Origin of the sequence: Labrenzia sp. PHM005 (assembly GCF_006517275.1) — a bacterium.
Taxonomy (GTDB): domain Bacteria; phylum Pseudomonadota; class Alphaproteobacteria; order Rhizobiales; family Stappiaceae; genus Roseibium.
This window is the reverse complement of sequence record NZ_CP041191.1, coordinates 2,806,028-2,820,902: the sequence shown is the minus strand read 5'-3', so window position 1 is coordinate 2,820,902 and position 14,875 is coordinate 2,806,028. Positions and strand designations below refer to the sequence as shown.

Sequence of the window (14,875 nt, the reverse complement as noted above, 5' to 3'; positions counted from 1 at the left end):
CCCGATACGGTCAGTTTCAGGCCATGATGGCACCCGTCCTTGCAGAATAACCTGGTCTAGTTGGCCCCAACCAGATCGAACCAGCCATCTTCTGAAATGACATCGACGTTTAGATCTTGGGCCTTTTTCAGTTTCGACCCGGCCCCCGGACCAGCCACGACCAGATCCGTTTTTTTCGACACGGATCCAGAAACTTTGGCACCAAACCGTTCGGCCATGGCCTTGGCCTCATCCCGGGTCATACGTTCTAGTGAACCAGTGAAGACGACAGTCTTGCCAGCCACCGGCGATCCGGAGGCCTCAATGTTTTCGGCGTCCTTTGGAGTGACCTCTTCCAGAAGCGCTGCAAGCTGTTCCCGATTGTGGCTTTCGGCAAAGAACTCGACCAACGCCTCAGCAACGATATGGCCGATGCCGTCAATGTCATTGAGATCCGTCCAAGCCTCTCCAGTTTGTTCGCCAGCTGCTTCCATAGCCGCCGCGAAGGTCTCCCAAGAGCCATAGGCGCGTGCCAGCAGTTTGGCATTGCCCTCCCCCACATGACGGATGCCGAGAGCGAAGATAAAGCGGTTGAGGTCAATCTCCCGCCGGGCATTGATCGCTTCAAACAGGTTTTTGGCCGAAACCGCGCCCCAGCCTTCCCGGTTGCGCAGTTTGGTCAGGGACTGTTTGTCCCGCGCTTCAAGCGTGAAGATCTCTGCAGGCACCTTGACCAAGTCATCTTGATAAAATGCATCAACCTGCTTGTCGCCAAAGCCTTCGATGTCGAAGGCATTGCGCGAGACAAAGTGTTTCAGCTTCTCGGTTGCCTGCGCCGGGCAAATCAGGCCGCCGGTACAGCGGCGTATGGCATCCTTGCGGCCCGTCTTTTCGTTCTCTTCGCGCACAGCATGGCTGTTGCAGATCGGGCAGCGGACCGGAAACGCATAGGCTTCCGCATCCGCAGACCGTTTGTCGAGATCAACATCGACAATCTGCGGAATAACGTCCCCGGCCCGCTGGATCTTGACCGTATCGCCTGGGCGCAGGTCCTTGCCGCCCCGGATCGGCTCGCCGTCCTGACCAATACCCTTGATGTAGTCCTCGTTGTGCAGTGTCGCGTTAGAGACCACGACCCCGCCGACCGTGATCGGCTCCAACTTGGCGACCGGCGTCAGCGCGCCGGTGCGGCCGACCTGGATTTCAATGTCGTTGAGAACAGTCCAGGCTTGCTCAGCAGGAAACTTATGCGCAATCGCCCAACGGGGCGAGCGCGAGACGAACCCGAGACGCTCCTGCAGGTCCAGCCTATCAACCTTGTAGACGACCCCATCGATGTCATAGTCGAGCTGCGCCCGGCTTTCCTCAATGCCGTGATAGACGGCAAGCAAGTCTTCGACCGTCTCGCAGCGTTTCATCAGCGGATTGATCTGAAATCCCCAGTCGGCAAGCAGCGCAACCATGCCGTTCTGGGTGTCCTTGGGAAGCTCACTCATTTCCCCCCAGGCATAGGCAAAAAACTTCAGAGGCCGGGACGCGGTGATCTCAGACTTGAGCTGACGAAGCGAGCCGGCGGCCGCATTGCGCGGATTGGCAAACACCTTGCCGCCATTGGCCTCCATACGCGCGTTGAGCGCCTGAAAGTCCTGGTGGGCCATATAGACCTCACCGCGGACCTCAATGACGTCCGGAACCGTGCCTTGAAGGGTGTGCGGGATATCCTTGATTGTTTTTGCGTTGGCGGTGACGTTTTCACCTGTCGCACCATCGCCGCGCGTGGCGGCATAAACGAGCTTGCCGCCCTCATAGCGCAGCGATAGGGACAATCCGTCGATTTTCGGCTCAGCAGTGACGGCCAATGCACCCATGAGTGGATCGAATTTCAGAAAGCGGCGCACCCGGCCGACAAAATCACGCACATCGTCATCGTTGAAAGCATTGTCCAGCGACAACATCGGCACGCGGTGAGCGATCTTGCCAAATCCGGAAGCTGGCGCAGCACCGACTTGCGCAGACGGCCCCTCAGACAGAACTAGATCCGGGTACCGCGTTTCAATCTCTAAGTTCCGGCGGCGCAGGGCGTCATACTCTGCGTCCGAAATCGACGGCGCATCTTCCTGGTGATAGCGCCGGTCATGGTCCGCAATTTCGGCTGCCAGCCGCTCCAGTTCTGCTTTGGCGGTCTCTGGCGACAGTTCAGCTACGGAGATCTCTGAGGACGGGCGACTCTCAGGGTTTTGATTGCTCATCATAGAAATCCGGCTCAAACAGTCAGCAATTTGCGGGCGGCGGCACGGGCTTCCTCTGTGATCACGCTGCCGGCCAGCATACGGGCGATTTCTTCACTGCGGTGATCTTCAGCGATCTGCTTTACGCGGGTTGCAACACGCTCCGGATCCGTCGCTTCCTTGGCAATCAGGAAGTGACCGCCAGCGCGGGCCGCAACCTGAGGCGCATGCGTTACAGTCAGCACTTGAACATTGGCTGCCAGACGCGCCAGGCGCAGTCCAATCGCCTCTGCAACGGCACCGCCGACGCCCGTGTCGATTTCGTCAAAAACCAGCGTTGGCGCCGAGCCTTTGTCGGCCAGGCACACCTTCAGCGCCAGCAAAAACCGGGAGAGTTCGCCACCCGAGGCCACCTTCATCATCGGGCCCGGTTTTGTACCCGGGTTGGTCTGAACATGGAATTCGAGTTGATCAATACCAGACCGGGTGCGCTGTTCTGGGGCACTCGTCATTTCGACGATAAACTTGGCCCGCTCCAGTTTCAGATCAGGCAGCTCGGCCTCGACCGCCTTTTCCAGACGGGAGGCCGCTTTGCGGCGCTTGTCAGAGAGTTTCGCAGCCCTTTGATCATAGTCAACACGCGCCTGTTCGGCTGCGCTGATTAAAGCTGCGAGCTTGTCTTCCCCGGCATCCAGATCAGCCAGGTCCGTCGCCATGCGGTCTGCGAGCGCGGCGAGCTCATCAACAGGCAGCGAGTATTTGCGCGATGCTGCCCTAAGCGCGAAAAGCCGTTCTTCCACCGCTTCCAACTCTCGCGGATCGAACTCGGTTTCCCGAAGAGCGCTTTCAAGCCCGGACCGGCTTTCTTCCAGCTGATCCAAAGCTGCGGCCAGATGCTGCACCGGCTGGCCAAGCAGATTGGGAACCTGATCCGTTTTGCGCTCAAGACGCCTTAGAAGACTGGCAAGTTCTGGAATTGGCGACGCAGAGCCATTCAGCGTCTCATACGCTTCGCTCAAATCACCAGCAATCTTTTCGACAGCCATCATATCGGTGCGCCGGGCCGCAAGCTGCTCTTCTTCCCCGGCCTCCGGCTTCAGCTGCGTCAATTCATCAACGGAAGCGCGAAGATAATCCGCCTCGTTCCGCGCAGCCTCAATCCGCGCTTCATGATCTGAAACCGCTTTTTCGGACGACCGGAACGTCTGGTAAGCCTTCGCAACGGCCGCAACATCCGAACTCAACCCGCCAAACACATCGATGAGCGCCCGGTGGCTATCAGGATCTACAAGAGCGCGATCGTCATGCTGGCCGTGAATTTCCACCAGCAACGCGCCTGCCTGACGCATAAGCCCGGCACTGACAGGCTGATCGTTTATGAACGCGCGAGTCCGGCCATCTGCGGTCTGGATCCGGCGCAAGATGACATCGCCGTCGTCATCAACGTCGTTGTCTTTCAGGAACCCGCGCACCGGATGGCCCGGCTCAACATCGAAAACCGCAGTTACCTGACCTTGGGGCTCGCCGTGGCGCACCAGATCGGCGTCGCCTCGGGCCCCAAGTGCCAAAGACAAGGAATCCAAAAGGATGGATTTTCCGGCCCCGGTCTCGCCTGTTAAAACAGACATACCGGACGCGAAATCCAAGTCTAGTCGGTCGATAAGAACAATGTCACGGATAGACAGCGTGACCAGCATGGACGGGATGCTCCTTAGAGTTCGGCACGGCCCAGCAAGTCATACACATGCCAGGCTGAGTCGGTCTAAAGCTTGATACCCCTGAATGCGCGGCTAATCCAGCTGCCACTGTCTTCAGACGGTGAATATCCGCCCTTGTTCAGAAGCGAATAGGCATCCTTGTACCATTGTGTATCCGGAAAGTTATGGCCGAGGACAGCTGCCGCTGTTTGCGCTTCGCTGATCACACCAAGCGCATAATAAGCTTCGGTAAGGCGGAACAGGGCTTCTTCAACATGGCGCGTCGTCTGATAGCTGGTCACCACGGTCTTGAACCGATTGATACCGGCTACATAGTTCCGTTTCTTCAAGTAAAACCGGCCGACCTGCATTTCCTTGCCGCCAAGCTGATCTTGCACGATGAGAAGCTTGCGCTCCGCGTCGGGCACATATTCAGATTCCGGAAAACGCTGGATCAATTCGCTAAACGCGGACGCAGCACGCTCAGTGGTGGCTTGATCGCGGGTGATGTCTGGCATCTGGTGATAATAACTCTGCCCAACGAGATAGAGCATATAGGCCGAATCTTCATCGCCAGGATAAAGCGTCACAAACCGGTTCGCCGTCGTCACCGTTTCGGTGTATTTGCCACGCGTGTAATTCAGATAGGCGAGGTTCACCAGCGACTTCTTAGAATACTCCGAATACGGATAAAGCTTGTCGAGCTCTTCGAATTTGGTCGTGGAATCCCTGAACTTGCCTTGAGCGCGCAAGGCGAGGCCCTCGTTGAACAGAACTTCCGCCGGCGTGTCATTGAGCGCAAGCTCATCCAGTTCTTCTTTGCCACTGCATGCCGACAAAGCCAAAGGCGTTGCAAGAACTGCAAGGGCGAAAATGCTCTTGAGATGTGGAATTGCCCACCCTGCAAAGCCGTAATGTCTTCCGTTCACACCCTATCTCCCGGGCTGCACTGTCAGCCCAATTCCACACCGCACTTATAAAAGGCGGAAATTCCTCAATCGAACAACACGAGTGTTTAACGGAAACAACCCGCCCCAGTCACGCTTTTCTAGACGCGATCTGCCGGATTTTTTGAGCTTTTTTGTGGCAAGGCACGGGAATTGCGGGGAACGGCTGTATTTAGTTGATTGATGCGCCGCTAAGTCAGAGGTCACTACTCAGGAAACATCCGGGCCGAACACAGCAGCTGCTGCCAGTCCACCATTGTCGACCTGACCTACCTGACGGAATGCAGGAGATTCGACAACTTCAAAAGAAGACGGATCTTCGAACAATTTGACCAGGATGGAATGGTTCATTTTATGGCCGCCCTTGAAGGAGCGATAGAGCCCCAAGATCGGCAGACCGGCCAGTGCCAGATCGCCAACAGCGTCCAACGCTTTGTGGCGGGCAAATTCATCCGGCCAGCGGGTGCCTTCCGGATTGAGAACCTTGTCATCGGAAATCGCGACAGAGTTTTCCAAGGATGACCCCAGAGCAAAACCCATTTTCCAGAGTTGCTCGACATCTTTGACATTACCAAATGTCCGCGCACGGCACAGCTCAGTGCGGAATATGTCCGGTGTCATGTCCGAGACAAATTCCTGGCGGCCAATGGCAGGGGTATCGAAGTCGATGGTGATATCAAATTTCGTGCCGTCGTAAGGGTGCAGCTCACACCAGGCGCTGCCATTGTCGACACGAACAGTCTTTTTGACTTTTAGATAACGGCGGCCGCGATCGAGTTTCTTCAGGCCGACCTGCTCAATTGCTTCAACAAACGCATGGCTGGAGCCATCCATGATCGGCATTTCCGGACCATCGATCTCGACAATCACATTGTCGATCCCCATGCCGAAAAGCGCAGCCATCAGGTGCTCTACAGTTGAAATACCGTCCTTGGATGGATCACCAAGAACGGTACAAAGCGCTGTTGCAGAAACCTTGTCCCAAAGGGCTGGAACTTCGAGTGAATCATCATTGTCGGTGCGGGAGAACACAATCCCCACGCAAGCTTCGGCCGGTAGCAACGTAATCGAGGCGGGTTTACCGGAATGAACACCGATACCTGTCAGCGTCACCTGGTCGGCGAGCGTTGTCTGTCGGTCTACATATGCGGTCATAATCCCCTACCCTTCCGGTTTGGTGTCGGAATAGTCTGTCATTTGCAGATGCAAAGTTACGGACTTTTAACGATCACCAGCTGCGGGGAACATAGTCCTATTTCACGGTAGGGCGAAATAAAGCTTTATTACGGTTTGTAACGATCCACAGGCCAGCAAACATTTGATTTTTATGACCATTTAAGTTGGCAATGCCAAAACGGCCCGAAGTTGTAACTTCGGGCCGCTGCGATCAGGGAAGAAGACCGCAAATAGGATCAGTTGGCCTGACGGCGCAAGAACGCCGGGATTTCCAACTGATCGTCTTCAGGCTGGCTCACAGGTGCCGGTGCGGCACGTCCAGTGGCATCCAGTTGCCCTGCAGCACCATCGTTTTGCATGCGCGCTTGTGGGGCCCGTGGCGCCGCACGCATTTGCGCAGCCGGACGCACATCCTGGGCAGGAGCCTCTTCATGATGCTCCTCTTCATCTTCACGCCGGCCAAGACCACTGGCCAAACGGCGCAGCAGACCCATTGGGCGGCGCTCATCATCACCCTCAAGCTCATCAGCCAACTCAGCAGTCTGAACTGCTACGGTTTCCGGCTGAGCAACCGGTGCGCTTTCAGGGGCCGGAGCCGTATTCGCCATGATCTCACGCTGAGCGATCGGCGGGAAATCTTCCACCCGCGGCATGCGCGGTGCCGGCGCGTGCTCTTCAGCTGCCGGCGGAATGTATGGCTGCGCCATTGGCGCTTCATCGACAACCGGTGCCGGCGTGTCGTTTTCCAGATCGATCATGGAAGTGGTTTCAGCAACCGGGGTGCTGGCTGGCTGAACCTTCTTGATCTCAACATCCGGGTCACTGGCAACGGCAACCGGCTGTGGTTCCGGAATTGCCAGTTCCTTTTCCAGGTTGGCAACGGCTTTTGCAGCAGCATCCTGAAGTTTTGGCGCTGCGGCAGCCAGAGACGGCTTGGTCTGGATTTCCGGCTTGCGCGGAGCAACAAAAGCTTCTGACATCAGAGAGGGGGCAGCGGCGGCGGGAAATGTCCCGGCCATTTGGCCCTCCTCACGGTCGATGCCAGTGGCAACAACAGACACGCGGATAATACCATCCAGCGTCTCATCGAAGGTCGCACCTAGAATGATGTTGGCATCCGCATCGACTTCTTCGCGGATCCGTGTTGCTGCTTCATCCACTTCAAAGAGGGTCAGGTCATTGCCGCCTGTGATGGAGATCAACAGACCTTTCGCCCCTTTCATGGAGGATTCATCCAGCAGCGGGTTGGCAATGGCCGCTTCAGCAGCCTGCTGAGCACGTTTTTCGCCAGAAGCTTCACCAGTACCCATCATCGCCTTGCCCATGCCGCGCATCACAGAGCGGACGTCGGCGAAGTCGAGGTTGATGAGACCTTCCTTGACCATAAGGTCGGTGATGCAGGCGACGCCGGAATAAAGCACCTGATCGGCCATGGCGAAGGCATCGGCAAAGGTTGTCTGCGCGTTGGCGATCCGGAACAGGTTTTGGTTCGGGATCACAATCAGCGTATCAACGCTTTGCTGCAGCTCTTCGATACCGCTGTCCGCGATGCGCATCCGGCGCGCACCTTCGAACTGGAACGGCTTGGTCACAACACCAACTGTCAAAATGCCTTGTTCGCGCGCGGCGCGGGCAATGACAGGCGCTGCACCGGTGCCGGTGCCGCCACCCATACCGGCGGTGATAAACACCATATGAGACCCGGACAGGTGGTCATTGATTTCGTCGATCACTTCTTCGGCCGCTGCCCCGCCAACTTCTGGCTGAGATCCGGCGCCGAGACCTTCCGTCACCGCCACGCCCATCTGGACGAGCCGGTCGGACTGGTTCATCGCCAGTGCCTGGGCATCCGTATTGGCAACGACAAAGTCGCAGCCCTGGAGGCCAGCTGTGATCATGTTATTGACGGCGTTTCCGCCCGCGCCGCCGACGCCGAAGACCGTAATGCGGGGCTTCAGCTCCTGAATGTCGGGCATCTTCAGGTTAATGGTCATGTTATCCTCGCGACCCGCGGGCGCCCCCGATACGGGAGAACCCTCTTCTTCCCTAATTTCGTTTGCCATCCCTGGCAGTTCCAACTCTAGGCTCTTGTCGTCTGTCATGTGCTCAGAAGCTTTCCCTGATCCACTGTCCCATACGGGCCAGATAGCCAGATTGTCCGCCCCACCCCGATCTGCTGTTCTTGTGCTCGAACTGCTCAATCTGGGCGACTTGCGGATAAATCAGGAGGCCAACGGCCGCGGCGAATGCCGGACCCTTTGCAGCCTCGGGAAGACCGGCGACGCCTAGAGGCCGGCCAAGACGGACGTTGCGGCCAAGGATATGGCGCGCAACCTCTCCAAGACCTGTGAGCTGACTGGCACCCCCCGTCAGGACGATCTGCTTTCCGACGCGCCCAGCAAAGCCGGACGCCGTCAGCCGATCTCTCACAAGTTCTAGGATTTCTTCCACGCGCGGCCGGATGACCCGGGTCAACGCCGATCGCGGGATTTGATTTGGCAAATCGCTGTCACTCTCCAGCGGCGGAACAGTCAGCATGTCCCGATCGTCGGAGCTGGAGGCCAGCGGAGAGCCATAAAGTGTTTTCAGCCGTTCGGCATCCTGCAGGCGCGTTGCAAACGCCCGCGCGATGTCCATGGTGACATGATTGCCGCCAACAGCGATGGCGTCGAGATGCACCATGTGGCCTTCGACAAAGACAGACAGCGTTGTGGTGCCGCCACCCATGTCGATGCAGGCGACGCCGAGTTCGGCCTCGTCGTCGACAATGGTGGACAGTCCGCTTGCGAATGGTGTCGCTACCATCGTTTCAACATGCAGATGGCCGCGGTTGATGCAGTGTTCCATATTCCGGACCGGCGGCACTTCCGCGGTCACGACCTGCATATCCACGCCAAGCTTGTGGCCCATCATGCCGCGCGGATCGCGGATGCCCCGGCTGCCGTCGAGCGTATAGGAGATCGGCAGGGCATGCGTAACTGCCCGGCCTTCAGTGACCGAATGGCTGGAGCCGGCAGACAGAACCCGCTGAATGTCGGCTTCGCAAACGCTCTCTCCAGACAGCGGCACACTGGCACTGTAAATCTCGCTTTGCAGACGGCCGCAGCTGACATTGGTAATCAGGCTTTCAACAGTGACACCCGCCATACGCTCCGCGCTATCAACAGCCAAGCGGATCGCATGCTCTGCTGCGTCCATGTCGACGACGACGCCGGATTTAATGCCGCGCGAGCGCTGATAACCATAGCCCAGCACTTCCACCTTGTGGGACCTGCTGGAGAGAATGTCGTTTTCGTCCTGCGGGATCAGCTTGGCGATCAGGCAGCAGATTTTGGTCGACCCCACGTCCAAAACGGACATAACCACCGAGCGTCGGCTCGGTAGTGGGCGCATTTTCGGAAGATAAAGGGGCTGATCGGAGCGGCTCATGTGTCCTGCCCTCCGTTGCCCGACCGGCCACGTCCGCCGGTCATTACCTTACGCTGCTCGGCCGCATCATCCGTTAACCGGACGGTGACACGGTCTGCCAAGCGCATGTCGATTGCCTTGATATCTCGGGCCAGCAGCCCGCTTTCTTCGTCCATTCTCACCAATTCAGCCAGTGCGGCTTCCATATTCTCTTCCGGCAAGCGGACGGAAATCCCATTTTCAAGTTTCAAATCCCAGCGGCGGTCGCTGATCAAAAAGGCCGCGCGCACCCGCGGGCGGAGTTCTGGAACGGTCTGTAGGGCACCGTTGATTTCTGCGGCCCGGCGCTGCGCGCCATGATTGACCACAAGCAGCAGGTTGGCATAGCGGCCATCGACTTCGTCGGTGATGACGTCACCGGCTTCATTCACAATCGACACCAGATCCCCGCGCTGCCACAGCACATACGGGATCTTTTCTTCCAAACGGATCTGCAGCGTATTTGGATAGAACTTCATCACCGATGCGTTCTTGACCCACGCCATCTCATTGAGCCGCTCACGGGCGCCATCGGCGTCAAACAAGATCAGCGATGATCCATCATAAATCTCGAGCGCTTCGAGAATCTGGAATTCGTTGATTTCCCGCTGTCCGGAGAGTTTGACGGCCTCGATCCCGAAGCCGGCTGCTGACAACAGTGCATCGCTGACGACGCGTCCATGCCCGCCTATGACTATTCCGTAGGAAATCGTTAAGGTTAAGAAACCCAGCGCAGCTGCAGACCCGGCCCAGTTCGGCAGATGGGCCAGCCGCCCTGCGGCCCGCCAAACAGGTTGACGGTGCAAACGCGGAACGCCGCGGCCGCGCGGAGCCAATTCGGCTTCCAGCGGCTCAAAAGCATCCCGTTTCTGTTTGCGACCTAACGACAGCAACTCGCGTCCTCAACCATCCAACTTACCAGGTCCTTGAAGCTCATCCCCTTGTAGGCGGCCATTTCCGGCACAAGGGAGGTCGGCGTCATGCCTGGTTGCGTGTTCACTTCAAGGCAAATCAGGTCCCCGCTTCCGTCTTCGCGCTCGTCGAATCGGAAATCGGCCCGGGACACCCCTCGGCAACCCAAAGCCTGATGCGCCTTAACCGCTAGTGTCTCCGCTGTTTGGTAAACAAGTGGTGAAATTTTTGCAGGAAGAATGTGTTTTGAACCACCTTCTGCATATTTTGCATCGAAATCGTAGTACTCATGCCCTAGCGGAACGATATCGATGACTCCAAGGGCCTTGTCTTCCATCACCGCACAGGTCAATTCGCGCCCGCGGATGAACTTTTCGCACATCAAGACATCGGGGTACGGCCAGTCATCGCGATGCAGTTCCTGGGGCGGAAACTCTTGATCTTCCTTGACAATCAGCACGCCAAAGCTGGATCCCTCATTGATGGGTTTGAGCACATAAGGCGGCTCCATAGGGTGTTCACGGCCAATGTCGTGACGGTTGACGACCTTATGTTCGGTCACCGGGATTCTAGCTGCCGCCATAACCGCTTTTGCTTTGATTTTGTTCATCGCAAGGGCAGATGCCATCACACCGGAGTGCGTATAGGGAATGTTAAGAAACTCTAATATTCCCTGAACACAGCCATCTTCGCCGAACGGACCATGGAGCGCATTGAAGGCCACATCCGGCTGCAATTCTTTCAAAACAGCGGAAACGTTCCGGTCGACATCAACTCGGGTGACTTTGTATCCGGCCTCTTCAAGCGCGTCGGCACAGCCATTTCCGCTTGCAAGGCTCACCGGCCTCTCATTGACCCATCCCCCCATCAGAACGGCGACATGTTTCTTGGTCATGGACGGAATCTCCCAATTATACAAAAGTCCGGCCACGCCAACGGATTAGGCCGACCGGAAAACTCAACTACTGGAAACTTTGGGCAAAATACGGGCACAAAGACCCGCTTACGCCTGCCCCAAAAACGGTTTGATGGCACCTTGCGGGCCGAATTCGCCAAGGCGTTTGATTTCCCACTCCAGGCGGATGCCAGAGTTCTCAAGCGCCTTAGCGCGGACGGTTTCGCCGAGCAGTTCCAGGTCGTGGCCTGAAGCATCACCGGTATTGATCATGAAATTGCAGTGCATTTCGGACATTTGCGCGCCGCCAACTATCAGCCCGCGGCATCCGGCTGCATCAACGACTTTCCAGGCCGAGTTGCCTTCCGGGTTCTTGAAGGTCGAACCGCCGGTTTTTTCCCGGATCGGCTGCGCCTTTTCCCTGTGCTCGACAACAGCGGCCATTTCCTCGCGGATCGCCGCTTCATCTTGAGGCACACCCTCAAAAACGGCAGACGTAAAGATCAGGTCCTTACCGGCGTCCGAATGCCGGTAGCTGTATCCCATGTCCGAATTGGTCAGGACATGGCGGTTGCCATCCCGGTCGATGGCCGTCAGCTCCACCATGCGCTCACAGGTTTCTGTACCATGGGCGCCGGCGTTCATGCGCAAAGCCCCACCGAGACCACCTGGAATGCCGGTATAAAAGGCAAAACCACCCAGGCCGGCCTTTGCTGCCGCTTCCGCCAGCCGCTTGTCCGGCACGGCAGCGCCTGCCCGCAGGCGGTTGCCGCCGAGATCCTCGATTTGGCCGAACCCTTTGGCGCTCAACCGGACGACAACACCCTTCAGCCCGCCATCGCGGATCAGAAGGTTAGAGCCAAGCCCGACCGGCAGAACCGGAATGTCCTTTGGCAGCTTTTTCAAAAATGCTGCCAGGTCATCTTCATCAGCCGGTTGGAACATCAACTGCGCGGGGCCGCCGGTGCGGAACCAGGTTACCGCCGAGAGTGGCTGATTGGGGGTGAGCTTGCCGCGAGTGCCATTGGCCAGCTCAGGATATTTCTCCAGAAGGTCCGGGAAACTCATGCCCCCTCCTTCTGCAAGGCTTCGAGCTGTTCAGGAAGCGCATAAGCCCACTGGGTGATGTTGCCAGCACCAAGGCAGATGACAAAGTCTCCCGGCTCCGCCAGTTCGTTGACCAGCGCCGGTATTTCCTCTGGACCATCAACGGCATGTGCAAGGCGGTGCCCCCGTGTTTTCAGGCCCGAGACAAGATCAGTATGCTGCGCGCCTTCGATCGGTTGCTCACCAGCTTCATAAACCGGCGTGATGACGACCGCATCGGCATCGTTGAAACAATTGGAAAAATCGTCAAACAGGCTGTGCAAGCGCGTATAGCGGTGCGGCTGCATGACCGCGATCACTTTGCCGCTGGTGGACTCGCGGGCTGCATGCAGCACAGCTTTGATTTCGACCGGGTGATGACCATAATCATCAAACACCTGAACGCCGCCGGCATCGCCGGTAAATGTGAAGCGACGCTTCACGCCGCCAAAGGAGGCAATGCCCTTTTCGATATCGCCGGCCGAAACGCCGAGCTGCGAGGCAACCGCAATGGCAGCAGTCGCGTTGGAGACGTTGTGAAGACCTGGCATCGGGAGAACGAGCTGATTGAGCTCTGTCTCTTCCCCAGTGCGCCGGTCCCGGATTGTCACGGAGAAGACCGACTTGCCACCATCCATGGAAACATCGGTAAAGCGCACATCGGCCTGCGGGTTGGTGCCGTAGGTGACAACCCGGCGGTCCTCGATGCTGCCAATCATCGTCTGAACTTCCGGATGGTCGAGACACATCACGGCAAAGCCGTAGAACGGCACGTTCTCGACAAATTGCCGGAAGGCTTTCTGAACCCCGGAAAAATCACCGTAGTGATCCAGATGCTCCGGATCGATGTTGGTGACGATGGCAACATCTGCCGGAAGCTTGACGAAGGTGCCGTCGCTCTCATCGGCCTCCACCACCATCCAGTCGCCTTCACCCATGCGGGCGTTGGTCCCATACGCATTGATGATGCCGCCGTTGATCACTGTCGGATCCAGGTTTCCGGCATCCAGCAGTGCGGCCACCATGGATGTGGTCGTCGTTTTGCCGTGCGTACCACCAACGGCAATCGCCTGTTTGAAGCGCATCAACTCGGCCAGCATTTCCGCCCGGCGCACCACAGGGATCAGTTTTTCCCGCGCTGCGACCAGCTCCGGATTGTCCTTCTTGATCGCGGACGACACGACCAGCACTTCCGCTTCACCCAGGTTTTCAGCAGTGTGGCCAACCGTCACCGGAATACCATTGGCCCGCAAGCGCAGCACGTTGGCATTCTCGGCCATATCCGAGCCTTGAACCTGATACCCGAGGGTTTTCAGAACTTCGGCAATCCCGCTCATGCCGATACCACCGATCCCGACAAAATGGACCGGTCCGATGTCGCGCGGCATCTTCATGGCCGTTCTCCCTTGTTCTCGGCAACTTTTTCAAGAAGGTCCGCCAGCCGTTCAACGGCATCTGGTTTTGCAACGCGCTTGGCGTTCGCAGCGGCCTCGGCGAGCATGCCGGGGTTCTCCATAAATCTCATGATTTCCTTGGCGAGCCGGTCCGAATTGAAATCGATTTGCCGGATCGGCCAGGCTCCACCGGCTTTTTCCAATACTTTGGCGTTTGCCGCCTGGTCCTGATCGATCGCGCCTGGCAGTGGCACCAGGATGGATGGCCGCCCGAGAACACTCAGCTCGCTAACAGACGACGCGCCTGACCGGCAGACCACCAGATGAGACTGTGCGATGCGCTGTGGCAGATCCTGAAAGAACGAGGCGCATTCGGCCTTCACGCCAAGATCGTTGAGCGCTTTTTGGACCCTGTCCATATCTTCTGGACGGCATTGCTGGACAAGGCGCAATCGAGCCCGAACGTCTCCCGGCAATTTCTCAAGCGCTGGTGGTACGAGGTCTGAGAAAAAACGCGCCCCCTGTGATCCACCAAAGACCAACAGATTCAGTTCGCCGCCCTCACGCGGTGGCGTGTAGCTGAGTTCCGACGCAGCAATTACCGCATCGCGCACCGGATTTCCGGTCTCTATCAGTTTGGCGGACAGATCTTCCGGCAAGCCATCAATCGGCACACTGGTTGCAATCGCGGACACGCCTTTGGCCACAAGTTTGTTGGCCCGGCCCATCACCGCATTGGCTTCATGCAGGATCGACGGTGTTCCTGTGAGACGCGCGGCATACATTGGCGGAAAGGTCGGATACCCGCCAAAGCCGATGATCACATCCGGCCTGAGATCCTTGATCACCCTACGCGCCTGCAGAGTTCCGAACAGCAATTTCAGAGCTGTCTTGGCGAGTGCAATCGGGTTGCGGCCGCGAATCGTCGCTGACGAAATGATATGGACTTTTCTGGCCGGAAATTCGGTTCCATATTTGTCGGCCCGTTCATCGGTAGCCAACTCCACGATCCAGCCCCGCCGGATCAGCTCGGAGGCAAGCGCTTGCGCAGGAAACAAATGGCCGCCGGTACCGCCGGCTGTAAGAAGAACAGTTTTACTCATTAATTCGGGCC

At 57.6% G+C, this 14,875-nt stretch carries 11 protein-coding genes; all 11 read right to left on the bottom strand.

Features of this window, described 5'->3' with window-relative positions:
• Positions 1–56: 56 nt before the first annotated feature.
• Entirely contained in the window at positions 57–2,228 is a 2,172-nt protein-coding gene (gene ligA / locus FJ695_RS12650) for an NAD-dependent DNA ligase LigA (protein WP_141188712.1), read from the bottom strand.
• Positions 2,229–2,242: 14 nt separating this feature from the next.
• A complete protein-coding gene (gene recN / locus FJ695_RS12645; protein ID WP_141185784.1) occupies positions 2,243–3,904 on the bottom strand; it encodes a DNA repair protein RecN in 1,662 nt (553 codons plus the stop codon).
• A 65-nt stretch (positions 3,905–3,969) separates the two neighbouring features.
• Positions 3,970–4,833 carry an outer membrane protein assembly factor BamD gene (locus tag FJ695_RS12640; protein WP_247653830.1) on the bottom strand — a complete coding sequence of 288 codons (864 nt, stop codon included), beginning with the start codon at positions 4,831–4,833 and terminating at the stop codon, positions 3,970–3,972.
• Between the two features lie 228 nt (positions 4,834–5,061).
• Positions 5,062–6,006 carry a UDP-3-O-acyl-N-acetylglucosamine deacetylase gene (lpxC, locus tag FJ695_RS12635; RefSeq protein WP_141185783.1) on the bottom strand — a complete coding sequence of 315 codons (945 nt, stop codon included), beginning with the start codon at positions 6,004–6,006 and terminating at the stop codon, positions 5,062–5,064.
• A 257-nt stretch (positions 6,007–6,263) separates the two neighbouring features.
• Positions 6,264–8,021: a cell division protein FtsZ gene (ftsZ, locus tag FJ695_RS12630; RefSeq protein WP_141185782.1), complete on the bottom strand. Its 1,758-nt coding sequence runs from the start codon at positions 8,019–8,021 to the stop codon at positions 6,264–6,266.
• A gap of 112 nt (positions 8,022–8,133) precedes the next feature.
• Positions 8,134–9,456, bottom strand: a complete 1,323-nt coding sequence (gene ftsA / locus FJ695_RS12625) for a cell division protein FtsA (protein ID WP_141185781.1) — start codon at positions 9,454–9,456, stop codon at positions 8,134–8,136.
• Positions 9,453–10,367 (bottom strand): cell division protein FtsQ/DivIB, encoded by a 915-nt coding sequence (locus FJ695_RS12620; RefSeq protein WP_209011025.1) that lies wholly within the window; start codon positions 10,365–10,367, stop codon positions 9,453–9,455. Before FJ695_RS12620 ends, ftsA begins: the two co-directional genes overlap by 4 nt.
• Entirely contained in the window at positions 10,355–11,281 is a 927-nt protein-coding gene (locus FJ695_RS12615) for a D-alanine--D-alanine ligase (protein WP_141185780.1), read from the bottom strand. The genes FJ695_RS12620 and FJ695_RS12615 overlap by 13 nt, the downstream gene beginning before the upstream one ends.
• A 108-nt stretch (positions 11,282–11,389) precedes the next feature.
• Positions 11,390–12,349 (bottom strand): UDP-N-acetylmuramate dehydrogenase, encoded by a 960-nt coding sequence (murB, locus tag FJ695_RS12610; RefSeq protein ID WP_141185779.1) that lies wholly within the window; start codon positions 12,347–12,349, stop codon positions 11,390–11,392.
• Positions 12,346–13,761 carry a UDP-N-acetylmuramate--L-alanine ligase gene (gene murC / locus FJ695_RS12605; RefSeq protein WP_141185778.1) on the bottom strand — a complete coding sequence of 472 codons (1,416 nt, stop codon included), beginning with the start codon at positions 13,759–13,761 and terminating at the stop codon, positions 12,346–12,348. The genes murB and murC overlap by 4 nt, the downstream gene beginning before the upstream one ends.
• Entirely contained in the window at positions 13,758–14,864 is a 1,107-nt protein-coding gene (gene murG, locus FJ695_RS12600) for an undecaprenyldiphospho-muramoylpentapeptide beta-N-acetylglucosaminyltransferase (protein WP_141185777.1), read from the bottom strand. The genes murC and murG overlap by 4 nt, the downstream gene beginning before the upstream one ends.
• Between the last annotated feature and the right edge of the window lie 11 nt (positions 14,865–14,875).

Excerpts from the sequence above, each read along its gene's own strand:
- ligA (WP_141188712.1), bottom strand. The coding sequence starts at position 2,228 with ATGAGCAATCAAAACCCTGAGAGTCGCCCGTCCTCAGAGATCTCCGTA.
- recN (WP_141185784.1), bottom strand. The coding sequence starts at position 3,904 with ATGCTGGTCACGCTGTCTATCCGTGACATTGTTCTTATCGACCGACTA.
- lpxC (WP_141185783.1), bottom strand. The coding sequence starts at position 6,006 with ATGACCGCATATGTAGACCGACAGACAACGCTCGCCGACCAGGTGACG.
- ftsZ (WP_141185782.1), bottom strand. The coding sequence starts at position 8,021 with ATGACCATTAACCTGAAGATGCCCGACATTCAGGAGCTGAAGCCCCGC.
- ftsA (WP_141185781.1), bottom strand. The coding sequence starts at position 9,456 with ATGAGCCGCTCCGATCAGCCCCTTTATCTTCCGAAAATGCGCCCACTA.
- FJ695_RS12615 (WP_141185780.1), bottom strand. The coding sequence starts at position 11,281 with ATGACCAAGAAACATGTCGCCGTTCTGATGGGGGGATGGGTCAATGAG.
- murB (WP_141185779.1), bottom strand. The coding sequence starts at position 12,349 with ATGAGTTTCCCGGACCTTCTGGAGAAATATCCTGAGCTGGCCAATGGC.
- murC (WP_141185778.1), bottom strand. The coding sequence starts at position 13,761 with ATGAAGATGCCGCGCGACATCGGACCGGTCCATTTTGTCGGGATCGGT.
- murG (WP_141185777.1), bottom strand. The coding sequence starts at position 14,864 with ATGAGTAAAACTGTTCTTCTTACAGCCGGCGGTACCGGCGGCCATTTG.